The 21,052-nt window shown below is 68.8% G+C and carries 26 protein-coding genes; 11 read left to right on the plus strand and 15 right to left on the minus strand.

Translation table 11 applies throughout. The features are described 5' to 3' along the window. Nucleotides 1–31: 31 nt before the first annotated feature. The 5 genes from ACH442_RS46580 to ACH442_RS46600 all read left to right on the plus strand — a co-directional run bounded on the left by ACH442_RS46580 (nucleotide 32) and on the right by ACH442_RS46600 (nucleotide 3,836). On the plus strand, nucleotides 32–1,021 hold the full coding sequence (locus tag ACH442_RS46580) for a DUF932 domain-containing protein (RefSeq protein WP_396344647.1): 990 nt from the start codon (nucleotides 32–34) through the stop codon (nucleotides 1,019–1,021). Between the two features lie 86 nt (nucleotides 1,022–1,107). Further along, nucleotides 1,108–1,512, plus strand: a complete 405-nt coding sequence (locus tag ACH442_RS46585) for a hypothetical protein (protein ID WP_396344648.1) — start codon at nucleotides 1,108–1,110, stop codon at nucleotides 1,510–1,512. Next, the gene (locus ACH442_RS46590) at nucleotides 1,512–2,315 is read left to right on the plus strand and encodes a hypothetical protein (protein ID WP_396344649.1); all 804 of its coding nucleotides are present in this window, start codon (nucleotides 1,512–1,514) and stop codon (nucleotides 2,313–2,315) included. Before ACH442_RS46585 ends, ACH442_RS46590 begins: the two co-directional genes overlap by 1 nt. An 81-nt stretch (nucleotides 2,316–2,396) precedes the next feature. After that, nucleotides 2,397–2,738: a hypothetical protein gene (locus tag ACH442_RS46595; RefSeq protein ID WP_396344650.1), complete on the plus strand. Its 342-nt coding sequence runs from the start codon at nucleotides 2,397–2,399 to the stop codon at nucleotides 2,736–2,738. 81 nt (nucleotides 2,739–2,819) lie between these two features. After that, nucleotides 2,820–3,836: a hypothetical protein gene (locus ACH442_RS46600; protein ID WP_396344651.1), complete on the plus strand. Its 1,017-nt coding sequence runs from the start codon at nucleotides 2,820–2,822 to the stop codon at nucleotides 3,834–3,836. A 75-nt stretch (nucleotides 3,837–3,911) separates the two neighbouring features. On the opposite strand, the gene ACH442_RS46605 is transcribed toward ACH442_RS46600, so the two are convergent. Continuing rightward, nucleotides 3,912–4,316, minus strand: a complete 405-nt coding sequence (locus tag ACH442_RS46605) for a hypothetical protein (protein ID WP_396344652.1) — start codon at nucleotides 4,314–4,316, stop codon at nucleotides 3,912–3,914. Between the two features lie 167 nt (nucleotides 4,317–4,483). On the opposite strand from ACH442_RS46605, the gene ACH442_RS46610 reads away from it, so the two are divergent. Beyond that, complete coding sequence (locus ACH442_RS46610) at nucleotides 4,484–5,296, plus strand: SAM-dependent methyltransferase (protein ID WP_396344653.1); 813 nt, start codon at nucleotides 4,484–4,486, stop codon at nucleotides 5,294–5,296. 64 nt (nucleotides 5,297–5,360) lie between these two features. Here the strand turns inward: ACH442_RS46610 and ACH442_RS46615 are convergent, their stop codons facing one another. Continuing rightward, entirely contained in the window at nucleotides 5,361–5,693 is a 333-nt protein-coding gene (locus ACH442_RS46615) for a hypothetical protein (RefSeq protein ID WP_396344654.1), read from the minus strand. Between the two features lie 200 nt (nucleotides 5,694–5,893). Between ACH442_RS46615 and ACH442_RS46620 the strand changes: the two genes are divergently transcribed. Both ACH442_RS46620 and ACH442_RS46625 read left to right on the plus strand, forming a co-directional pair. Next, a complete protein-coding gene (locus ACH442_RS46620; protein ID WP_396344655.1) occupies nucleotides 5,894–6,223 on the plus strand; it encodes a hypothetical protein in 330 nt (109 codons plus the stop codon). 5 nt (nucleotides 6,224–6,228) lie between these two features. Beyond that, nucleotides 6,229–6,765, plus strand: coding sequence for a hypothetical protein (locus tag ACH442_RS46625; RefSeq protein WP_396344656.1), 537 nt, complete (start codon nucleotides 6,229–6,231; stop codon nucleotides 6,763–6,765). Between the two features lie 188 nt (nucleotides 6,766–6,953). On the opposite strand, the gene ACH442_RS46630 is transcribed toward ACH442_RS46625, so the two are convergent. The 13 genes from ACH442_RS46630 to ACH442_RS46690 are packed head-to-tail and all read right to left on the minus strand — an operon-like array spanning nucleotide 6,954 to nucleotide 18,146. Next, a complete protein-coding gene (locus tag ACH442_RS46630; protein ID WP_396344657.1) occupies nucleotides 6,954–8,369 on the minus strand; it encodes a hypothetical protein in 1,416 nt (471 codons plus the stop codon). A gap of 28 nt (nucleotides 8,370–8,397) precedes the next feature. Further along, nucleotides 8,398–9,114, minus strand: a complete 717-nt coding sequence (locus ACH442_RS46635) for a prepilin peptidase (protein WP_396344658.1) — start codon at nucleotides 9,112–9,114, stop codon at nucleotides 8,398–8,400. Further along, on the minus strand, nucleotides 9,111–11,870 hold the full coding sequence (locus tag ACH442_RS46640; RefSeq protein ID WP_396344659.1) for a transcriptional regulator: 2,760 nt from the start codon (nucleotides 11,868–11,870) through the stop codon (nucleotides 9,111–9,113). Before ACH442_RS46640 ends, ACH442_RS46635 begins: the two co-directional genes overlap by 4 nt. A 14-nt stretch (nucleotides 11,871–11,884) precedes the next feature. Then, entirely contained in the window at nucleotides 11,885–12,316 is a 432-nt protein-coding gene (locus ACH442_RS46645) for a pilus assembly protein TadG-related protein (protein ID WP_396344660.1), read from the minus strand. Continuing rightward, entirely contained in the window at nucleotides 12,313–12,798 is a 486-nt protein-coding gene (locus ACH442_RS46650) for a pilus assembly protein (protein WP_396344661.1), read from the minus strand. Before ACH442_RS46650 ends, ACH442_RS46645 begins: the two co-directional genes overlap by 4 nt. Next, the gene (locus tag ACH442_RS46655) at nucleotides 12,795–13,070 is read right to left on the minus strand and encodes a hypothetical protein (protein WP_396344662.1); all 276 of its coding nucleotides are present in this window, start codon (nucleotides 13,068–13,070) and stop codon (nucleotides 12,795–12,797) included. Before ACH442_RS46655 ends, ACH442_RS46650 begins: the two co-directional genes overlap by 4 nt. A gap of 8 nt (nucleotides 13,071–13,078) precedes the next feature. Beyond that, a complete protein-coding gene (locus ACH442_RS46660; RefSeq protein WP_396344663.1) occupies nucleotides 13,079–13,483 on the minus strand; it encodes a TadE/TadG family type IV pilus assembly protein in 405 nt (134 codons plus the stop codon). Then, on the minus strand, nucleotides 13,480–13,674 hold the full coding sequence (locus tag ACH442_RS46665; RefSeq protein ID WP_396344664.1) for a hypothetical protein: 195 nt from the start codon (nucleotides 13,672–13,674) through the stop codon (nucleotides 13,480–13,482). Before ACH442_RS46665 ends, ACH442_RS46660 begins: the two co-directional genes overlap by 4 nt. Before the next feature lie 55 nt (nucleotides 13,675–13,729). Beyond that, entirely contained in the window at nucleotides 13,730–14,638 is a 909-nt protein-coding gene (locus ACH442_RS46670) for a type II secretion system F family protein (protein ID WP_396344665.1), read from the minus strand. Continuing rightward, nucleotides 14,635–15,459: a type II secretion system F family protein gene (locus ACH442_RS46675; protein ID WP_396344666.1), complete on the minus strand. Its 825-nt coding sequence runs from the start codon at nucleotides 15,457–15,459 to the stop codon at nucleotides 14,635–14,637. The genes ACH442_RS46670 and ACH442_RS46675 overlap by 4 nt, the downstream gene beginning before the upstream one ends. A 3-nt stretch (nucleotides 15,460–15,462) precedes the next feature. Then, on the minus strand, nucleotides 15,463–16,791 hold the full coding sequence (locus ACH442_RS46680) for a CpaF family protein (RefSeq protein WP_396344667.1): 1,329 nt from the start codon (nucleotides 16,789–16,791) through the stop codon (nucleotides 15,463–15,465). Between the two features lie 7 nt (nucleotides 16,792–16,798). Further along, the gene (locus ACH442_RS46685) at nucleotides 16,799–17,491 is read right to left on the minus strand and encodes a hypothetical protein (RefSeq protein WP_396344668.1); all 693 of its coding nucleotides are present in this window, start codon (nucleotides 17,489–17,491) and stop codon (nucleotides 16,799–16,801) included. 1 nt (nucleotide 17,492) lies between these two features. Further along, a complete protein-coding gene (locus tag ACH442_RS46690; RefSeq protein WP_396344669.1) occupies nucleotides 17,493–18,146 on the minus strand; it encodes an SAF domain-containing protein in 654 nt (217 codons plus the stop codon). 384 nt (nucleotides 18,147–18,530) lie between these two features. Here ACH442_RS46690 and ACH442_RS46695 point away from each other — a divergent pair, with 384 nt between their 5' ends. The 3 genes from ACH442_RS46695 to ACH442_RS46705 all read left to right on the plus strand — a co-directional run bounded on the left by ACH442_RS46695 (nucleotide 18,531) and on the right by ACH442_RS46705 (nucleotide 20,391). After that, entirely contained in the window at nucleotides 18,531–18,848 is a 318-nt protein-coding gene (locus tag ACH442_RS46695; protein WP_396344670.1) for a hypothetical protein, read from the plus strand. A gap of 131 nt (nucleotides 18,849–18,979) precedes the next feature. After that, nucleotides 18,980–19,543 carry a hypothetical protein gene (locus tag ACH442_RS46700; RefSeq protein WP_396344671.1) on the plus strand — a complete coding sequence of 188 codons (564 nt, stop codon included), beginning with the start codon at nucleotides 18,980–18,982 and terminating at the stop codon, nucleotides 19,541–19,543. Then, nucleotides 19,531–20,391 (plus strand): hypothetical protein, encoded by an 861-nt coding sequence (locus ACH442_RS46705; RefSeq protein WP_396344672.1) that lies wholly within the window; start codon nucleotides 19,531–19,533, stop codon nucleotides 20,389–20,391. The genes ACH442_RS46700 and ACH442_RS46705 overlap by 13 nt, the downstream gene beginning before the upstream one ends. Nucleotides 20,392–21,052: the final 661 nt, after the last annotated feature.

Raw genomic sequence — 21,052 nt, forward strand, 5'->3', positions numbered from 1 at the left:
CGCACCCGTATCCGAGAAGGGGAGAATCCCTGTGCCACACGAACTCGAGCAATTCGCCGACGGCAGCACCGCGTTCGCTAGCGCCCGCCTGTCGGCCTGGCACCAGTTGGGCACCGTCACCCAGAACACCATGAAGGCCGAAGAGATCATGGCCGCCGCCAAGCTCGGCGACTGGGGCGTGCGGACCATCCGCACGGTCGGCATCGACATCGTTGACGGCGTCGAGGTGCAGATCCCCGCCGACGACAAGCGGATGACCGTGCGCCGCAACCCGGTCACCGGAGCCACCGAGTATCTGGGGATCGTCGGCACCGACTACACCGTGGTCCAGAACGAGCAGTGCGCCGAGATGCTCGACCAGCTCGTGGACCAGGTCGGCGGCGCCCACTTCGAAACGGCCGGCAGCCTACGCCGTGGCAAGAGCGTGTTCGTCACGATGAAGCTGCCGGACGCGATGACCATCGCCGGAGTCGACCGGATGGATCTCTATCTGATCGGCACCACCAGCCACGACGGGACCGCCGCGCTGCGGGTGGACGCCAGCCCGATCCGGGTCGTGTGCGCCAACACGCAGCGGGCCGCGTTCGCGCACGCCGTCGGGCACTACACCTTCCGGCACACCAGCAACGTCAACTCCCAGATCAGCCAGGCCCGCGAGGCGCTGGGCCTGATGTGGAAGTACATGGACACCTTCGAGCGGGCCGCTGAGCGGATGCTGAACGAGGCGTTGACCATGCGCGAGTTCGAGAAGGTCGTCGGCCAGGTATTCCCGGTCAAGGACAACGCGTCGGAGACCACCAAGCGCAACGCCAAGCAGCGGCTCGGCACATTGAAGTACCTGATCACCGAGGCCGACACGCAGAGGGCCATCAAGGGCAGCCGGTGGGCCGGATACCAGGCCATCACCGAGTACCTGGACCACTACCAGCCCGCCAAGGACGAGACCACCCGCGCCAACCGCGTGCTGACCGGCACCACCGGCGATCTCAAGATCGTCGCCTTCGACCTGCTGAAGGTCTGACCACCACCCCTCCACCCGCCCGGGGCATGTTGACCCCGCGCGGGGATCAGCATGCCCCGGCTCGTACCCCGAAAGGACACGAGCCGATGACCGCGATAACCCCTCACCTGCTGCATCCGCGCGACCCACGCCAGTCGGTCTGCGGGATCCCCGCCGACGAGGTTCGCCGGTGGGAGACCGACAACCCGCCCCGCCCGCACACCTGCGAGGACTGCCTCACCCAGTACGAGGAAGCGGCCAGGCCCGACGACGCCAACCACCCGATCGGCGACGCGACCCTCATCGACACGCTGCGGCGCATCGTCGCCGAGAAGCAGTACCTCAAGATCGACGGAGTCCTGGTCGACGTCTGGTCCGCCAGCGTCACCGTCGCCATCTGGGACCAACTCTACGAGGACAAACGGCAACGCCTGCTGAAGTTGCCGTCGCACGAGCTGATCCTGCGATGCATCCACATCTACGCCTCACTGACCGCTCGGGGAGGCCAGTGATGGCCGACCGGCAGAAACAGTGGTTCCACTTCGGGCCGTGGGTCTTCGACATCGACGCCGCACTGAAGTTGATCGCTGCCACACCCCACGAAACCCAGCAACTCGATGTCACGGCGTGGGCCACCGCCTACAGCCTGCATCACCTCGACGACCCACACCGCCTGGCGGTCAGTCTCATCGGCCCCACCCGCGATGCCGTCGACCGGGTCTACGCGATGAGCACCGACCTGAGCAACCCGGTGATCCTCGGCCTCGTCGTCGTCGGAGACGGACCGCCCGCCGGGCTGCTGATCGACGGCGTGCACAGGCTCTACCACGCCTGGCGCAAAGGCATACCGCACCTGCCGGCCTACGTGCTCACCGCCGAGGAAACCCGAGCCGTCCAGCACGACAAGCTGCTCGGCCCCGGCGGCACCAGCCTCGTCGGCCCCCTCACCACCCATCGACGTTCATTCGGAGCCACGATGACCTACCTGATGCCCTGGCAGCGTCCCTGCGACTGCCGCTGCCCCCTGCACGCGCACCGGACCCGCTCGACCTACGACGAGTTCGGCTGTGCCTGCACCATCACCTGCGCCACCCAGCCCATCACGCTGCTGGCCGACCGGTGGGGCTGTGCCTTGTTCCTCGACCAGGGTGGCGACCTCTGGCACGTTCCGGCCCTGCCCGGCGGGACCTGGGACTGGGAGAACGCCGGACACATCGACATCCGGCACGACTTCTACCACGCGAGCGTGGTGATCGAGGCCCGGTTGCGGGAGCTCGTGCACGTGCTCGCGAACCCCGAGGTCTTCAACCTCTAGACCCCCGCACATCCAAGGTGGGCCGCCCGCGTGGGCGGCCCACGGCCCTTTTTGTGCTTCACGACCCTTTGGGAGACAGCTATGTACCAGACCCCTCGCCCCGCCTATGACCTCGCCTGCGACTGCGACTGCCCCATCCACCGCGGCCACCTGCGCTCGGTCTACAACGCGCCGGGCTGCCGCTGCCTGACCAGCTGCGCCAGCCAGCCCATGACCCTGCTCGCCCCGCAGATCCACGGCGCGCTGTTCCTCGACCGCAACGACACGCTCTGGTTCGTGCCCGCCTTGCAGCCGGGCCACTGGGACTGGCGGTGCGCAACCCCCACCACCGGTGGCCACCCGCTGGCCGAGACCACCACCACGATCGGCGGCTTCCTGGCCGAGACGCAGGTGTGGCTCCGCGCATACGTGCACGACCTCTGAGCCAACCCGCTCCGCTTCCTCCGGCCGGCCACGCATCCGCGCGCAGCCCGGCCTTTTTTGTTTTCACGGAAAGGCCAGCTCATGACCAAAGCCGTCTTCGGCATCGTCACTGCCGTCATCGTCGCTTGCCTCGGCGTGCCCATGCTGCTGCTCTCCGCCGTCATGGGCGGCAGCTCCGGGGCGTGCAGCGTCGCCACCGCACCGAGCACCAGCGCGTCCGGGCAACCGACGGCAACCACGAAGTGGGACACCGATCAACTCAACATCGCGCTGACCATCATCCAAGTCGGTGTCACCAAAGGCGTCGGCAGCTGGGGCCAGACCATCGCCCTGGCCGTCGCCATGCAAGAGTCCGGGCTACGCAACCTGCCCTACCTCGGGGCCAACAACGACCACGACTCCATCGGCGTCTTCCAGCAGCGCCCGAGCCAGGGATGGGGCACCCCCGAGCAACTGGCCGATCCCGCCTACCAAGCGGGCAAGTTCTACGACAAGCTCAACACCATCTCCGGATGGCAAACCATGCAGCTCACCGAGGCGGCCCAGGCGGTCCAGGTCAGCGCCTACCCGGACGCGTACGCGAAGTGGACCACCGACGCCATCGCCCTCGTCGATCAATACGGGACCGGCGAGATCGGCCTCGACTGCTCGGCGATGCCGTTCGGCAGCGCCGAACCGGCGCCGCGCAACCCCGACGGCTCCTGGCCCACCGAGACCTGCTCCATCATCCCGGACCCGACAACCGGAACCGGCTGCCTCACCCCACGCACCCTGCACCTCGTTCAGCAGGCCACCGCCGCCGGCTGGCCGAAGCCCGGATGCTTCCGCGTCGACGACCACGGCGAACACCCGAAGGGGCGTGCGTGCGACTTCATGATGACCTCCGGCGGCGAGGCGTCCGGGGTGCAAAAGGCACGAGGGGATGCGATGGCCGCCTGGGCGGTCGCCAACGCCGATCGCCTCGGCATCATGTACGTCATCTGGTTCCGCATGATCTGGACCAACGACGGTCGGGGCTGGCACGCCTACGACAATCCCTACGGAGGCGATGATCCCTCCGGCTGGCATACCAACCACGTCCACATCAGCATGTACTAGAAAGCACGGACAGTTTCATCTGATGACGAATTCGCGCCGTTGGCCGACCACCCGAGAAGCTATCAATCAACGAGGTCAATAATCGCGCCGCGGAACCGAGAGGATCCGTCTGGCATCACGTTTGAGATCCCAGTCGAGAATCAGAAGCAGAAAGCATAGGCCGCCGCCACCGCCGCCAGTCCATCGCGGAAACGGCTCGGCCCACAGCGCCGCGACGACCAGCAAGGTCAAGGTCATCACCCACTGGAAAGCAGGCGTGTAGATCAGCCGCGGCGGCCTCTTCTCCAGGGCCATCCGCGAGACCTTCACTGCGAGAGCATCAACGGCGTCATCCGGATGCCGCTCACCTCGCTTGGAGAGTCGTGCCGCCTCCAGACGAGTCTTGAACGGGACCTTCCGCCATTCGGCAGCGATGGCACGCCTTTCCCGGCGCGTCAAACGCGTTCCAGTCATAACGAAGGATAAGACGATGCCGCCCACCGTCAATAAGCAAGTCACACATCACACCCGTTCGTGCGGGCCTCGTCGCGCGACCCGCGCAACTGGCGGACCATTCACGCTCGCGTGCCTCACCGTCGTGGCAGACCGGGCCTCGGGGGGTGTGGCCGCCGCGAGTCTGGCCCTCCAGAATCGACTATCGTCGTCCCATGGCCTCGGGAGCTGACAGGATCAATGCGGACGTTGCACACCCGGCACGCCGGTACAACTACTGGCTCGGCGGCAAGGACAACTTCGCCGCGGACCGAGCGTCTGCCGACGAGATCGAGAGAGCCTTCCCGACCGCCCGTATCGCGGCTCAAGCCAACCGTCAAACGCTTGGACGGATGGTTACCTACCTCGCGCGCGACGCGAAGCCAGCGATACGCCAGTTCCTCGACATCGGCACGGGTCTTCCCACGGTGGACAACACCCACGAGGTAGCCCAGCGCATTGCCCCGGAAAGCCGCATCGTCTACGTCGACAACGATCCGCTGGTCATGAGCCATGCCCGCGCACTGCTCACCAGCTCGCCCGAAGGCCGGACCGCCTACATCGAGGCCGACCTGCGTCAGCCGTGGGACATTCTCGCCGACCCGCAACTGCGCGAGGTCCTCGATTTTGGTCAGCCGGTCGCGGTGATGCTGATCGCCGTCGCGCATTTCATCCCTGGCCCCGGTGCCGCGAAGCCGGTGCTCGACGCACTCCTGGAACCTCTCGTCCCCGGCAGCTACGTGGCGCTCACCCACATGACGACCGACTTCATGACACCCGAAGCCCGGCAGACCTACACCGCCATGTTGGAATCCGGCAAGAGCGACGTCTGGCCCCGCAGCAAAGACGAGATCGAAGAGCTGCTGGCCGGCCTGGACCTCGTCGAACCGGGCATCGTGCTCGGCACCCACTGGAAGCGCGAGGCTCAACCCGGCGACCCGGCCCCGGGCGAGACGAACTTCTGGGCTGCCATGGCGCTCAAGCCCTGAACCCTCCCCGGGCGACCCGACGAGCGGAGGCCACGCGGAGAGCCGGGCTGGCGATGCGGGCGCGTTACTCCCGTGACGGCGGCTTGTGCAACCTGGCGTACAGCTCGCCGATGACCTCCGCGCCTTCGGCGTCGAGGTCGGCCCTCCGGCGACGATAGACGAGGTACTGAACCCCGGTGATCAGCAGGCCGAGCACCGCGACCGAGGCCAGCAGGATCACGAGTCCCCACCCGAGGACGGCCAGGGCGTGCGGGGCAGCGTCCTGCAGCGACAGGAGGACGGCGAAGGTGATCGCAACGAACACCGCCACGAGTTCGCCGGTGGCGAAATAGAGCGCCTGACGTTTGAGCCGATCTCTGATGTGCGCGGTGTGGTCAGCACAATAGACCCGAGGCACCCGACCAGTGTGCCGCAAGCCGGGCGGGTCGCGCGGCCCCGAAACCGTCGCACGCTGATCGCCCAATTCGCGACCCGTCTGCCCTGGTGGGGCGCGGGTGACGGCACACCTACCAGGCAGGGCTTGACGGGTCGCACGGATGGAGCGGGAATCACGCCGTCCGGTACGAACCGATCATGGCCCGTAAGGGGAAAACCGTCATGACGCACCCGCACACGCAACACCCGGAACTACTGATGGACGCGCTCACCGCCGTCCGGGACGCCATCCTGCTGTGTTCCCCGATGATCAGGAACCCGGATCCGGAGGTGGTGACGGCCATGCTCAACACCGCCGCCGCGACCGGGGAATTCACCGAGCTTCTGCTGCGGGAATCGGCTCCGCCAGCCGACGACGAGGAACCGGGCACCGGCGAGGCGTTGGAACGCGCGACTGATCTCGCGGGCGATACCCGCCGCCACCTCATCACCGCCTCCCACCTCATGGGCGGTGCCCGCGCCATCGCGACCAGCGTCGCCGAGAACCGCTAACAGACATGTACTACGACGGCATCAACGACATCGCGTTCCCGACCCCCATCTGCCCGATCACCGAGCCGCACCCGAAGCACCTGATCCCCGGGACCTGGCGGGAGCAGTGCAACGGCGTCGAGGGTCCTCCGATCCAGCACAACGCCACTGACGAGCACACGTGTACCGAGTGTGGACACGTGGGCCGTGGCAACGTCGCCGGGTGCGTTTGCGTCGGTTGCGACGACGAGACCTCTGTGAAGTGGATCGATCCGGTCCTGGCGTCGTACCGCGCGGCCCGCCTGGCCTTCCGGCCCTACCAGTTCGACGCCCCGTCGAAGGCTGCGGAGGAGTCGATCGCGTGCCCGGAGTGCTCGGCCACGCCCGGCGAGAAATGCCGCTGGCCGGACGGCGGGACATGCGTGTCGCGCCTCAACGCGTATCGGATGACGGCCGAGGAGCGTGACGCCCACAGCTCCGCCTACTGGGAGACCGTGACCGAGGGGCTGCCGCGAAAGCCAGCCTGGTCGAACCAGGCGTCCGATCCACGACGGGAAGTCTGAACGCGCTTCTAGCCCGTCACCCGGGATCGGCTTCGGGACGCGACCCCTGCATCACGGTATGCGGGGGTCGCGTGACGTCAGGAGGCCGTGCACACAACCGCCTGACCCGACACCGCTGACAAGACGAGGAAAGCTATCGCTGGCCTGGTGTCCCCGCCTGTTGAGCGGGGCACCAGGCCAGCGGTGTTTCAGCGCCCGGCCGTTGCGGTGATGGGAAGGTCGGCTTCCCACTCGCGGCGTTTGCGCCGTCCGAGGCCCGTGCTGGGCGGCACCCCGGCGGCGCGCGAGAGTTCGGCCCCGGTGGGAACACGGCCCTGGGCGATCTCGCTGTCCCAGAACCGGCGCATGGCGGCGACAGCCGAGCGGTCGGCTTCCTCGTCACTGTCCGGTTCGTCATCGTGCCCGTCGATGTATTCCCCCTCGGGATCGTCATACCGACCGCGCGGTGGGGGATCCCACGGCTGCGACCGGCCGTCCGCCTCGGGCGGATCGGCGGCCCGCCGCGCGGTGTTGAGATCCCGCTGCACCTCTTCTTCCACCGCCGGTCCGGGACGGAACCCGTCACGAGGCTGCTGCGGCTGGTCACCCTCGATAGCAGTCGCGGGCGGCGGATCTAAGAGGACGTCTGGCGCCGGTCGGTGCACGGGCCCTGCCGTCGCCATGACCGGCGCTTCGCTGTCGGCGGTGCCGGCCGAATCGAGGCGGGATGAGGCCGCTGGTGGGTTGCTCGTGCTCAGCCGCCAGGCGTTGAACCCGGCCACGGCCTCGGGAGAGGTGGCATCGACCACCCCATAGAGGGTGGCCATGTAGATCTGCATGGCTTCGCGTTCGTCGGCAGCGCCGGGGAAGTCGGCGAGGCCGATGTGCTCGGCGGCGTGCATGGCGTGCCGGATGACCCGGTTGCGGGCGCGCCGGATGCGCCAGGTGGCCGCCTTCTTCTCCTGCAGGATGTGCAGGCGTAGGCGGGCGCGGCCGAGGCGGGCGCGGCGGCGGGCGCGATCGACGGCGGTGACGTCGCGGTCCTGGGCCTCGGCCAACCGCAGCCAGACGAGGATCCGCTCGACGGTCACGGCCCAGTGGATGCGCGACATCGTGCGGCCGAGCCGGACGCTGCGTTCGGCGGCGAGCGCCCGCTCCCACATCCACGCGGCTACCGGCGGCGCGGCCAGGCGCAGGCACAGTTCCCGGAAGCTGCTGGCGTCCAGGGCCGAAAGGCTCGCGGTGAGGGCGGCCAGGGCCCAGACCGCGACACCGTCGACTCCGGTCGTGCCCTTTTCCGGTTCCCGTAGCAGCCGTGCCCGTGCCAGCAGCGCGGACGCGAACAGGGCGACCTCGATGTAGGCGAAGAACACGATCCGCAGCGGTGATTGGCCGAGGATGTCGGTGAAGAACTTCCACATGCCCGAGGCGGACACCATCGTCGCGAGTGCCGCCGCGATCACGGTCAGGACGTTAGCGACGAGCAAAGTCAGCCGGTGCTCGGCCAGCCGGCGGATCCGGTAGGTGACGAGCAGGATGAGCCCGAGCCCGGTCAGCAGGGCGGCGCTGACCACGAGCGTGTGGTTCTGTTCGTAGATGGTGCGCAGGTAGTCGAGGTTCACCATGGGATCCGGTTCTTCGGGTGGGCGCTGGTCACGGCCAGAGGACGACGGTCAGGGCGGCGCCGATCAGGAATGGGCCGAGGGGCAGGGCCGCGCCGCGCGGCAGACGGCCGGTCTTGCGCAGCGTGATGGCGACCAGTGCGGCGGACCCGAAGCCCAGCAGCACCCCGGCGTATACGGCGTGCCAGCTGTGCCAGCCGAGCGCGGCGGCGAGCGGGACCGCGACGGCGACATCGCCCCAGCCGAGCTGTCCGCGTGCGAGGACCGCGAGGATTGCCAGGAGCACGGGGAGGGTGACGGCCGCGATGGCGGCCCGCCGCCAGGCGTGTTGGTCCCCGGCGACGGCGAGCAGGCCGAGGAATCCTGCTGCGGAGGCGATGCTGATGCGCAGCGGGAGCAGCATGGCGGCCAGGTCGACGAAGACGAGCACGATCATGGTTGCGGCCCACCAGGCGTACGCCGCGAGTACCCACCCGTTCAGGCCGGTCAGCGCCAAAGCGACGGCGGCAAGGGGGGTGGCGGCCTCGACCGTGTATGGCGGTGCGCCGATGCGTTGCCCGCACCCGGTGCATCGGCCGGTGGGTGCGGTGGTGGCGGCCCACAGGGGTTGCCCGCACGAGCACGTGGTGCGCCAGGGCTGGTCGTCGGGCACGCTGTGCGCGGCGACGGCCCAGCGCAGCAGCGGGGTGATCGCGAGCGCGAACAGCAGGCGTGCCCGGCGCGGGGTGGTGGTGATCGTGGTCGTCATTTGCTGTCCAGGCTGGTGCGTAGCGTGTTGGCCAGTTCGAGGGTGTCTTCGCGGGGCTCGGCGTCCAGGTCGGCCAGCGCCTTGGTGAGGGCGCGCAGTAGGGTCCGGATCCCGTCGGCGTCGCCGAGAGCGTGGCGAGCGTGCATCGCCTTGACGTAGAGGGCCTCGTTGTAGCGGTCCATCCCGATCGCCTTGTCGAGCAGATCGGAGGCGGCCTGCGGGTCGCTGTCGAGCAGGTCGTCGGCCAGCATCAGATGGGCTTCGGTGCCCCAGCGGCGCACCGTTTCGCGGTGCGGCTGGATCCACTCGTAGTCCTGGCCCTCCGCCAGCGGGGCGCTGCACAGGTCGCAGGCGGCGGTCAGCAGTTCCCGGCGGTGCGGTGCGGTGGCGATGGTGGCTTTGCGCATCAGGTCCCGCAGCGTCCAGACGTCGACGTCCACGGTTGCCGCATCGAGCCGGTAGCGTCCGGCCGACTTGATGACGTACGCGTTCTTGGCCTCGGCGCTGCCGGCGCGGCCGAGTACATGCCGCAGGTTGGAGGCGTTGGTGTGGACGCGCTGGTCGGCCTGGTTGACCCGGGCGTCGGGTTCGAGGTATTCGCCGATTTCGCGGGTGGCGGCGCCGTCGGGGTGCACCGCGAGGTACACGGCCAGTTCGAGCGCTTTGGCTCGTAGTGGCCGGCCTTCCGCGGTGATGTCTTCGATGCGAGGTCGGCCGAGAACCCGCAGCCGCGCCCGGCCGTCGATCTCGGCGGGCGGCGCGGGGGCCGGTTCTCGGGCGGCCGGGCCGGAGGCGGCGACGGTGGGAGGGGTGGTGTCGGTCGGGGTGTTCTCGGTGCGGCTGGCGTGAAGCGGTACCACGGTGACCGGGATCGACGGTGTGGTGATGGCGGGCGGTTCTCCGGTCTGGGCTTCGCGCAGCGTGGTCAGTACCTGGATCGCCGCGTCCGGCTCGAGGACGGGCAGCCGGGCTGGTACCGGTTCGCTGGCGTGACCGGCGACGAGCGTGGTGTGCCCGTCGGCGGCCACCTTGATGGTCGCGCCGTGCGCCCATTCGCCGAGCAGCAGGGCGGACACGTGCAGGCTCTCACCCAGGGCGAGGGCAACCTTCGCGCGCATGCGGGCGCCGGCGGGCGGAGTCTCGGTGATGAGCATGACCGGCGGCAGCGCTTCCTCGTCCGGCGCTGTCTGGCGTAGTTGGCCGAGGTCGGTGAGGGTGTGCTCGTCCAGGATGCGGCTGCGGTGTAACAACCGGGCCTCGGCGGCGGTGAGGGCGTCGTCGATGTTGTCGGTCAGTTGCAGGCGCGGCCATGGACCGAGCGTCACGACGTCTGGGCCGAGCAGGGTGGCCAGGGTGGCGGCGTCGATGATGACCTCCGCGCGGGCATCGGGGTGGTGCGGGCCGCCGGAGGCGAGGACGGCGACGAGCGCGGCGCGGGCGGCGGCGGTCGCGCCGTCACCGACCAGACCAGTTCCGCCGGGCGGCAGCGGCGCGAGTTCCGGCAGCCCCGGCGGCTCGGTGTCGCCGTTGTCCGGGTTCGCCAGCTCGGGGTTGCGGTTGACCGCGCGGCGCAGCGTGACCACCGGCGGGGGAAGCTCGGTCGGTGGGGCGTCGTCGGGTTCACCGGTGTAGCGGCGGCGGCGCTGCCGCCAGACCAGGAGCGCGGCGGCGCTGATCGCGGCGGCCAGGGTCCACGACACCCAACTCAACGGGGAGAGTTGCACGCCGTGCTCCTCGCTGGACGCGACCGGACCCGGCGTGTCCGGGGACGACGATGCCGGGCCGGAGGATGCCGAGCCGGACGCCGAGGCCGGTGAGGCAGGAGAGCCGGACGCCGTGGGCGACGCGGCAGGCACCGGGGCCGTCGCGGACCGGCTCGGCGCGGCGGCCGACGAGGGGGCGGCGCTGCTGGGCACGGTCGCGGGCGAACTCGGCGGGGTTACGGTCGTCGTGGTGGGTGGGCGGCTTGGTGCCGCTGATGCGGGCGCGGTTGATGGCGGGCTGGCGGACGCGGTCGGAGAAGTCGCGGGCGGGTTCGCTGGGTGGTGGGTGCCGGTCTTCGCGGACGCGGGCGGCTTGGCGTCAGCGGGCAGGCGCAGATCCCAGCCAGGGAAGATCAGATTGCAGTCGCGCAGTGTGCCGCCGACCGTGGCGAAGTGGCGGTGCTTGTTCAGCTGGCAGATCTCCGGCCACCGGTCGGCGTTGCCGAGCCAGGCGGCGGAGATCTTGGACAGGCTGTCGGCGCGTTTGACGACATATACGTAGGTTTCATCGCCGACCAGGATGGTGGCCGGGCCTTCGTTGACCGTGGCCAGGGCAACGGCGGGCAGGGTGCGCGGCGATGTGGTGACGGCAGCTCCGGCGGCGGCGTGCGGACTGGCGGTGGCAGCCGTCGCGGTCAGGACGGTGCCGAGCAGCATGGAGCTGACCAGGATCGATGCCGTGCTGCGCAGCGGGTTGCGGTGTGCCCGCAGGTGCAGGTCTTTGACGCCGCGGATGGTGGCGCGTAGCTCGGCGACTACGGCTTGGGTGAACAGTGCCCAGACGAGCCAGATCGCGATGGCCAGCAGGTTGACCACCATGCGGTCGGTGACTCCGCCGGTCAGGAAGGTGCTGAGGCTGGTGCGGTCGGGCATGCTGGCTGGCAGGGGCCAGCCCACGGCGATCACGAGCCAGGCGGGGATCCCGGCCACGATCGCGGTCAGGAGGCTGCCTGCGCTGATGCGAATGGCCGCACGGCCGAGCCAGGACAGCATCGTGTTTCTCCTCGTCAGGGAGTGATCGCTTCGGCGGTCGCCGTGGCGTGGACCGGGATGCTGCGGATGCCGATCAGGTCGAGTAGCTGGGTGGGCTGGGAGGTGGTCACGCTGACCGTCACGGTGTTCGCGGTGACAGTGACCGTGCCCCGTAGCCCGGCGCGGGCAATCCAGCTCGCGGCGGAGCTGCGGGCCTTGCCTTGATCGATGCGGATGACGCCGTTGATCCGCAGGGCGGCCAGGTCGAGCTCGCGTGCTCCGGCGCGGGCGGCGGCGTTGGCCACCGCTCGGGCGTTGACCTTCGTCGACACGGCGAGTCCGGCATCCAGGACGAGCCCAGCGAGCACCAGCGCGGCGGCCAGCCACACGATCGTGAACGCGGTGACCGTGCCCCGGTCGGCGGCGTGGCCACGTTGGCGGGTGAGGGGTGCTGATGTGGAGTTCATGGTCCCGCCCGGTAGATGTCGATGGGTTCGGTCGCGCTGGCGTGGGCCGTCTTGGTCCCGCCCAAACTGGGGATTCCCAGGGCTGCCAGCGGTAGGACGCACGAGGCGCGGACGGTGACCGAGCCGCCCCTTCTGAACTGGCCGGTATCGGTGGTCGCGGTACAGGTGAACTTGCTGCCGGAGGCCATCGCGCTCGCCGCACGGCTCGCGGCGGTGCGGGCCGCTCCCGCCGTCGGGGCGTCGGCGGCGGCACGAGCGGCTGCCGCGGCTACGGCGTGCGCGTCGATCGACACGGAGGCGGCTCGGCCGCAGAATACGATGAACAGCGCCATGAGGATGAGGAACGGCACGACGAACACGGCCAGTTCGCTCGTGATCGAGCCACGATCGCCGGCCGGGAACCGGCGGCGAAGCGCCCCGTAGACCACGCGGCGCCTGCGCCTCTGATCGGGTAGCGGCCCGATTCGCAAGAGGGTGCTCACAGCAGGAGCCCCACCTTCGTGGAGATCGCCGCGAAGACCGCCAACGCCACCACGACCAGGACCACGGTGTAGCCCACGACCGCAAACGGCACCGGCCCCGGCGGACCTGATGCCGCTGCCCTCGCCAAGTCCCACAGGGCGCGCAGCCGCTCAGGGTCCTCGGACAACAGCTCGCGATTCTCAGTACCCTTGACCGGATCGTCGATGTGGGCACGAAGGTCCGCGACGAAGGCGGCGAACTGCGCGTCAGGGTCTTCGATGGTCGGGTCCATGGTGGTCCTTACGTAGCGTTTGAGGTGACTGGCGGGATCCGTTCGACGGGTGCGGTGACCGTGACTTTGATCGGGAGCGACAGGCCCGGGATGACCGCCTCGGCGTGGCCCGTGATGGTGATCGTGGCGGTGGTGGCGGTTCGGCTGGCGCTGACCGAGGTGCCGGACAGCGCCCCGCCGGACAGGTCGGCCAGCAGCGCTTCGGTGTCGGAACGTCCGGCGGCGGCGCTGCTGCCGTAGGCCCTCGCGATCTGCACGCCCTCGTTGGCGGCGGCCTGCGCCATGTGGCTGGCGTGCTGCCAGACGGCGAACTGGACGCCTGCCATCAGCAGCAAACCGAGCAGAGGGGTGGCCAGCACCAGCTCGACGCTGGCCGCCCCTCGATCGCGCCGGCGCCGCGGCGCAGGACTCACAACGAGACGCCTTCGATCTTCGCCATCACCTTCGGCCCGAGGATCGCCAAGGCCGCCAGTGCCAGCGCGACGATGAACGCGGTAACGGCGATCATCTCCGTGCTGTAGCCGCCGTCGCGGCGGTGCCGCTGCGAGCTTTCCCGGAACTGCTGTGTGTAGGCTGCGGCGTACGCAGCCAGGTAGTCCAACATGTCGAATACCTCCCGTGTCGGGTTGACCAATCCGGTGAGTTCCGGACCGGAGCTTTCAGAACGCCCCGAGGATCGTGGCGAAGGCGGGGAAGATCAGGAAGATGAGGAACCCGCCGAGCAGGCAGACCAGCGGCAGCACCATCCGTTCGGTCGCGGACGCGGCGGCGGCTTCGGCCTCGGCGAGTTGGTGGGTCATCAGCGCGGACGAGCGGGCGGACAGCGTCGACTTGATCCGGGCGCCCTCACTGCCTGCCATCGCCAGCGCGGCCGACAGCTCGGCCAGCGCGGTCAGCCCGGCAGTTTCGCCGAGCGCCCCGAGGGTCTGCCACGGCGGAACCCGGCGCAGGTGGGCAGCTTCCACGGCCTGCCGCAGGGCGGTTTGCGCCCAGCCCTCGGATTCAGTGGTGGCGTCGCGCAGCGCCTGGTCCACGCCCGCTCCACCGGCCAGCGAGATCACGACCAGGTCCAGCATCTCCGAGATGGCTTCGCGTAGCTCGGCGCGGCGTTTGACCGCCTCGGACGCCACGGCCAGATCCGGCACGAACGCGCCGAGCGCGCCCAGGATCAGCGACGCCCACACCGGCAGTTGCCAGCCGATCGACGTGCCACCGAGGGCGACCACGGCGACGAACGCCGGTGGCAGCAGGAAGCCCAGCAAGGCCATCGCGGCTTGCTCGGCCAGATGCCGGCGGGGGTCGCGGCCGCAGATTCCCAAGTCGGCACGGACCTTCGCGCGGGGCAGGCCGAGCCGCTCCAGCAGCGGAGCGAATGGGCGGCCGAGCACCGCCAATTGCCCCGAGTTCTCCGACGGGATGAACGGGCGCGCGTAGATCGTCATGCCGGTAGTGCGGGGATGCAGGGCGGCGAACGCCTGCGCCAGCGTAGGCCGGGCAGGGAAGGCGAAGGCGACGAGCATTGCTAGACCGAGTCCGGTGCCCGCGCCCAGCATGGTCGCGGTAATCATGTCCGGGCTCCCTCGACCGTGCCGATCCGGGCCAGGCGGGCAATGCCCAGGAACCCGACCGCGAAGATGGCACCGACGACCAACAGTGTGAGCTGACCGGCGATGCTGCGATACGGGGCGAGGAACGACGGGTTGAACACGATCAGCCCGACCGCCATAACGATCGTGAAAGCCGTGATGACCCGCGCGTTGGTGCGGATCTTCGCGTGCCCGGGTGCGATCTTCAGGCGCAGGGTGGCGCGGGCGCGCGCCCGGCTGGCCAGCTCGGTCAGCAGGTCCGCGAGCTGCCGGGACTGGCGGGTGGAGGCTTGGACCAGTGCCCGCACCACCAGACGACCGGTCCGGTCATCGAGCCGGGCTCGCAGCTCGGCCAGGGCGACCGGAAGCCGGTGACCGAGTCGCACGGCGGCGGCGAGGTCGTCGATCTCGTCCTTGATGGCGGCCGGCGCGTACGGGGCGGTGACGAGGATCGACTGTTCGAGTCCGGACGCGCCGGACAGGTTGTCGCGCAGCATTTCGGTCCACACGGCGACGGCCTCGGTGCGGGCGAGGGCACGGGTGGCCTTCTTGTTCGTGCCCAAAGCGATCGGCAGCGCGTACGCGCCGATCCCGGCCAGGATCGCGCCGACCGGCCAGCGGGTCAGCAGCCCCGCCAGCGCGGCCACGGCCACCGCGACGGCGAGCCGGATGACGTGCTCACGGGTGAACCGGATCCCGGAGGCGCGGTGCGGTCCGCTGGCCGCTGACGGGCGCAGACCGGCGAAGACCGCCAGGAACCCCAGGCCGACGCCTGCCCCGAGCAGGGCGGCGAGTGCGGTCATGATTCACCACCCGACCCGGTCGATGATGTGCGGGTCGAGCCCGGCAGCTTCCAGGCGTTCCAGAGTCTCGGTGCGCAAGGGCGTGTTGGGCACCGCGCGTCGTTCGTGGCCGGGCCGCCACACCTCGTTGGAGATGACGTCGCCGCCGTCGAAGCCGACGACCTCCCGGACACTGGACACCACGCGGGTCTTCTGCGGAGTCCAGTCCAGGTGCACGACCAGATCCAGCGCCTCGGCGATCAGCATCGCGGACGCGTCGAAGTCCAGCTTCTCCGGTGACTGCTTGGCGTACAGCTTCATGCGGGTGAACACCTGCACGCTGCTGGACGCGTGGATGGTGGCGAAGCTGCCGTCGTTGCCCTGGCTCATAGCCTTGAGTAGATCGATCACTTCGTCGCCGCGGGTTTCGCCGACGATCACCCGATCCGGGTCGAGGCGCAGCGCGGTGTGCACCAGTGCCGTCATCGGGACCGCGCCGACGCCTTCCAGGTTCGGCCGCCGCGCCTGGAACATCACGACGTTGGGATGCGCGACCGGATCCTTCAGTTCGAGCTCGTACTGATCCTCGATGGTGACCAGACGTTCGTGCGGCGGGATCGCGCGGGCGGCTGCTCGGGCGAAGGTGGTCTTGCCGGTGTTGGTGCCGCCTGCGAACACCATGTTGAGCTTGGCGCGCATCGCGGCCTGGATGATGCGGCACAACGGCTCGTCCAGCATGCCCTTGGCCATCAGATCGTCGAGGTCGGCGTTGAACATCGTGGGGCGGCGGATCGCCAGCGCGGGTCGGCTCGACACCGACATCGTCGCGCACAGCCGTTCTCCGTCGCGTAGCCGCATGTCCAGTACCGGGTTGGCGCGGTCGAAGGTGCGCTCCTCGCCCTGACCGGACAGGTCGGCACCGAGCGCGGCCTCGGCGGCCAGCGCCCGGATCATCTCGATCATGGCCTCGTCGGACTCGGCGATCGGTGGCCCGACCTCGGACTTGCCGCCGACGTAGCGGATGAAGACCTCGTCGGCGCCGTTGGCGTGGATGTTCTCGATTTCGGGGTTGCTCAGCAGGTGTTGCAGGCCGCCCGCGCCGACGAGGTGGTCGATGACCGCGCGAGCGACGCGGGCTTCGGCCTCCGCCGACAACGGCGCGCGTCCCTCGTCGAGCGATTGCCGGGCCAGGGCGTCCAGAGCTTCGGCGGTGTACCGCTCGGCAAGTACGCGTCGTTCGGTCGCGGGCAGCAGGCCGCCTCCGGCGTGCGCCCCCATTGCCTGGGTCACCTGGGCGCGAAGCTCCGCGACGAGATCGGATTCCGGCAACGCGGTGGTCAATGGAATGGTCATCGGGTGCTCACCTCACGGGGAATGTGCCCTGGCGGACAAGGGACGCGGCCAACGCTCGGGCGGTCGCGGGCAAGCCGAGGCGGTTCCACGCCCGGCCGATCCGGCGCTTACCCGCGATGATCTCGGCGCTGTGCCGATCCCACGGCATCTGCGCGATCAACGGCACGCCAACGAGATTGGCAAGGTCATTCATCGAATAATCGACGCGGCCGACCGTGACCAGCCGTGCCCGGCCGCTGGGGATCTCGGCCAGCGACAGGCGCAGCAGCGACAGAGCATCACCGCCGGCCACGACGAGGACCACATCCGCCAGCTCCAGCAGCGGCAGCGCCGGAGAGCCCGGCTCCAGACGGCCGATGTCGACAACGGTCGGGCGCTCCTTCGCCCAGCGGGCGGGCTCCGCGTCAGCCAGCAGCCCAATCGCTGCGCTCGCCTGCGGCCGTCCGGCGGCGGCAAGAACCGCGTCAACACCGAAAGGCAGCCGAGCGGTGTGCTCGGCGAGGTCGGGATGGCCACTGCGGCACGCGTTGGCCAGCGAAGCCAAGCCGGGATTGTCGGGCAGGCCATGCCAGCCGCCGAGGTCACCGCCGGCCGGATCCGCCTCGATCAACAGAGCAGCCTCGTCCGGCCACACCGCCGCCAGTGCGGCGGCGAAGGTGGTGGCCCCGCCGGACTTCACGGACGTGACGACGACCAGCATGTCAGCCTGCCACCAAGACGAGGGACAGATCCGAGCCAGCCCCGGCCAGTTTCGCCGCGTCGTCGCGCGACAGCAGCAAGGAGACGATGGTCGTGCCTGTGCCGTCTGCGCCGTCCGCGATGTCGACGACCGTCGCAGCGACGGGCGTCGCAACCGAGCCCGACTTGGACGCGCCGGTGACGTCGCTCTTGGCGACGGTCACCACCAGCGTGTGGCTGCCGGGTGCCAGGCCCGACGGAACACCTCCCGGCTTGAACACCGCAGCGACAACAGCCTGACCAGCGGCGGGCCAGGCAGCCGGGCCGAGCTGCGACTCCGCCAGCAGCGTTCCGGGCGCCAGCGGCACGGCCGGGCTTCGACCGATCACCTGGTCCGCCTGCGCGGCCTTGACCAGCGGGACGCCGGGGTCGGGAACGACACGCACCGCCTTCAGATCCTCGGCGGTCAGCGGTTGCCCAGCGGCCACAGCGCGGGAAATCACCAGTACCTGCACCCGGGCATCGCCGCTGAGTTGGACCATCGCGAAGATGCCCGCGCACAGCAGGACCGAGAGAAGCCCACCGATCAGCAAGGACCAGCGCCGCTTCGGCTGCACCGTCGGATTAGGACTCGGCCGGGCCGGCGCTATCCGGCGCGACTCTGCGACCACGGTCATGGTTCATCACCCCCGTAGCGAAAACGCGAATCTCCGTCTTACCGGAGATCCACAAGGCATCGCCACGGACAACTGCGTACGTAGGCCCTCTACGTACACGATGTACGTTCACCGGGTCCGTGTGCGGGCTCACCTCGCCACAGGGAACCCACAGGTCAGGACATATCTAGACTTGACCTCGGTCGTCAGTATGAGCGCGACTGTCCATTGAGGCCGAAGCGGTCGACTGTTGAGTCACCGAGGTAAAACACATTTGCCACCGACGATCATCCGGTGGCACGGTGTTAGCTCGTGCAAGTTGCAGGATTCGGGGGATTAAAGATTGACATCGAGCAGCTAATCCGGATTGCGGACTTGTTTCGCACCCGCTGGGATCCTCCCATCTTGGCGGTGTTGGCCGAAAAGCCGTTCAGGTTCCGGGCGTTGCACTCACAGTTGGAAGCGCACGTCGGTGAGCACGTCGACGACAACGCTCTGACGCGCAGCCTCCACCGCCTCACCCGCTCGAACCTGGTCCGGGTCGACAGCAAGCGATCAGGCAACCGCCTCATCAAGACGTACAGCCTCAGCGAAAGCGGTCGGAAGCAGCTGGCCACCTACGAGGCCATCGTCGACGCCTACACACACTTGCACCTGCCTGCCGATCAGTGCGACGGCAGATGCCCAGCGCATGACCAGCAGCAGAACGAGCGCGCCGCGTAAGACCACAGACAGCATGTACGTGCACAACTGTCGGTAGCGCTCCCGCCGGAACCCGAGTACGAATGATCGCTCGGGGCCTCTCGCGATGGAGGACAGACATGAGTCGCGCACCTACACGGTCTAGGCTGGCCGTGGCCTTGACGCTGACAGCACTGCTCGCGGCCTGCGGCAAAGGCAGCTCACCGCCGGTCGAGCTACCGACCTCCGGCTCGTCTGCGCCAGCGGCTGGCACGTCGAGCCCGTCACCACCACCACCGTCGTCCGCGGCGCCGTTGACGCCCGACGAGGCAAGAGAGCAGGCACTCGCGGCCTACACCGGTATGCAGGACGCCTTCGAGAAGGCCGGCCGGACTAGCGATCCCGACGACCCGGACTTGCGCAAGTACACCACCGGCGCGGCGCTCGACCTGTTCACCACCGCACTGGCCAAGCGCAAAAAAGAAGGCGTTGTCTCACGAGGCGACACCATCAACCACGCCAAGGTGACCTCGGTGAGCCCTGCCAAAGCCCCCACCGCGGCAGTCGTAGAAGACTGCATGGATACACGCGGCACCGCCCTCTACAAGTCAAACGGCGATCCAGTGTCGTCAGAGAAGGGCGGATTCCGGCTCGCGCTCGCTGACCTCAAGCTCGCCAACGGCGCCTGGAAGGTAACCCAACTCGCCGTACGAGAGGTGGGGTCATGCAAACCATGAGACGTCTTCTCCTCCCGCTGGTCGCCGTCGTCGTCCTGATGGTCGCGATGCCCGGCGTGAGCCGAGCCGATGACGGATGGGGCGGCGTCGACTGTTCCACATCGCCGGGCAACCCCCGTTGCACGGTCGAGGTCGGCTACACCGGCGGCGGCAAAGGCAGTCACGGAGGCGATGGTGGCAGCGTCTCGTGCACCATCGGCGGTCAGACCGTGGAATGCAACAACGCGTTCGGCTGGCTCGGCAGCGACGGCTGTTACTACGGCAAGGACTCCGGCGGCTTTCTGCCCACCAACGAGTGGATCAGGACATGCATCGATCCCGCAACGGACGAGACGCTTAGCGTCAGCACCGTCATCCTCGACCAACCACCAGCCGCGCTCGCCGTTCTCACCCAGCGCGCCGTGGACAGCCTGGAGATCCCCACTCCCGTCATCGCCTCCAACCCCAAGTTCACCGCCACCCAGGTTGTCTGGGTGCCGGTCTGGTGGTGGGTGCAACCCGGCTCGTGGCAGACCCAGACGGCCTCCGCCTCCGCAGGCGGGCTGACCATCACGGCCAAGGCCGTTCCCGAGAAAATCACCTGGGACGCTGGAGACGGCACCGCCGCCAGAGTGTGCGAAGGCCCCGGCACGCCGTGGACTCCGTCGGCCGGCATGGACGCCGAGTCACCGGATTGCGGCCACACCTACACTGTCCCATCGGGCGGAGGCGGCTACACCGTCCGCGCGGTCGCGACATGGGCCATCTCGTGGAGCGGCGGCGGGTTCACGGGAACCGAGCCCGCCATCACGACTGCCACCACGGCCAACGTCACGGTCACCCAACAACGCTCCGTCATGTCGGGCTAGCCGGCACGACGAAGCAGCGAATCCCACAAACGAAAGCCCCGCCGGAGGTCCCCCGTCTCCGGCGGGGCTTTCTCATGCAACACCACGCGATCCCACCAATGGCCCGCAGAGCTTCCCGCTCTGCGGGCCATTTCACTAGCTCCACCAACCAAGGAGGTACGAGATGAACAGCGCCACCACCACGCAACGTCCCAGATCATTGGCCTTGACCGCCTATGGCTGACGACCCGTCACGCTCGACTCCACCCATACCGGAGGAACCAGCAACGCCACGGCAGCGCCGTACCGTGGCGGACCGATGTACGACGGCTAACGCCAACGCCGAAGAAGGCGATGCCGTCACGGCAAACAGTCCCGGCCGAAGGGAAGAACCGGAAGGCGGGAACGTCGACGCAGCCGATGACTCGGAAACGCTGACCGTGATCATGCAACCTCGTGACTTCAGGCTCCCTATCGTGCTCAGTCACATCCGGGCCGGAAGGATCGTGCTCGTCATGCCTGAACACAACAACCCTGACTAACCGCTTGAGCGGCAACGAAGAGGCTCACCCGGCGAATACCGGGTGTGAGGTTCCCCCTCGGGACCGGACATCTCGAAACCAGACAGCAGTCTGGGGAAGGATGTCCCGGTGCCTCGTCCCTCGAAGTATCCCGAGCAGTT

Origin of the sequence: Actinoplanes sp. NPDC020271, from assembly GCF_044388125.1 — a bacterium.
Taxonomy (GTDB): domain Bacteria; phylum Actinomycetota; class Actinomycetes; order Mycobacteriales; family Micromonosporaceae; genus Actinoplanes.

Bases quoted from the DNA above. Each gene is read 5' to 3' on its own strand.
- ACH442_RS46585 (WP_396344648.1), top strand. From the start codon at position 1,108: ATGACCGCGATAACCCCTCACCTGCTGCATCCGCGCGACCCACGCCAG.
- ACH442_RS46590 (WP_396344649.1), top strand. From the start codon at position 1,512: ATGGCCGACCGGCAGAAACAGTGGTTCCACTTCGGGCCGTGGGTCTTC.
- ACH442_RS46595 (WP_396344650.1), top strand. From the start codon at position 2,397: ATGTACCAGACCCCTCGCCCCGCCTATGACCTCGCCTGCGACTGCGAC.
- ACH442_RS46600 (WP_396344651.1), top strand. From the start codon at position 2,820: ATGACCAAAGCCGTCTTCGGCATCGTCACTGCCGTCATCGTCGCTTGC.
- ACH442_RS46610 (WP_396344653.1), top strand. From the start codon at position 4,484: ATGGCCTCGGGAGCTGACAGGATCAATGCGGACGTTGCACACCCGGCA.
- ACH442_RS46620 (WP_396344655.1), top strand. From the start codon at position 5,894: ATGACGCACCCGCACACGCAACACCCGGAACTACTGATGGACGCGCTC.
- ACH442_RS46625 (WP_396344656.1), top strand. From the start codon at position 6,229: ATGTACTACGACGGCATCAACGACATCGCGTTCCCGACCCCCATCTGC.
- ACH442_RS46630 (WP_396344657.1), bottom strand. From the start codon at position 8,369: ATGGTGAACCTCGACTACCTGCGCACCATCTACGAACAGAACCACACG.
- ACH442_RS46635 (WP_396344658.1), bottom strand. From the start codon at position 9,114: ATGACGACCACGATCACCACCACCCCGCGCCGGGCACGCCTGCTGTTC.
- ACH442_RS46640 (WP_396344659.1), bottom strand. From the start codon at position 11,870: ATGCTGTCCTGGCTCGGCCGTGCGGCCATTCGCATCAGCGCAGGCAGC.
- ACH442_RS46645 (WP_396344660.1), bottom strand. From the start codon at position 12,316: ATGAACTCCACATCAGCACCCCTCACCCGCCAACGTGGCCACGCCGCC.
- ACH442_RS46655 (WP_396344662.1), bottom strand. From the start codon at position 13,070: ATGGACCCGACCATCGAAGACCCTGACGCGCAGTTCGCCGCCTTCGTC.
- ACH442_RS46665 (WP_396344664.1), bottom strand. From the start codon at position 13,674: ATGTTGGACTACCTGGCTGCGTACGCCGCAGCCTACACACAGCAGTTC.
- ACH442_RS46670 (WP_396344665.1), bottom strand. From the start codon at position 14,638: ATGATTACCGCGACCATGCTGGGCGCGGGCACCGGACTCGGTCTAGCA.
- ACH442_RS46675 (WP_396344666.1), bottom strand. From the start codon at position 15,459: ATGACCGCACTCGCCGCCCTGCTCGGGGCAGGCGTCGGCCTGGGGTTC.
- ACH442_RS46680 (WP_396344667.1), bottom strand. From the start codon at position 16,791: ATGACCATTCCATTGACCACCGCGTTGCCGGAATCCGATCTCGTCGCG.
- ACH442_RS46685 (WP_396344668.1), bottom strand. From the start codon at position 17,491: ATGCTGGTCGTCGTCACGTCCGTGAAGTCCGGCGGGGCCACCACCTTC.
- ACH442_RS46690 (WP_396344669.1), bottom strand. From the start codon at position 18,146: ATGACCGTGGTCGCAGAGTCGCGCCGGATAGCGCCGGCCCGGCCGAGT.
- ACH442_RS46705 (WP_396344672.1), top strand. From the start codon at position 19,531: ATGCAAACCATGAGACGTCTTCTCCTCCCGCTGGTCGCCGTCGTCGTC.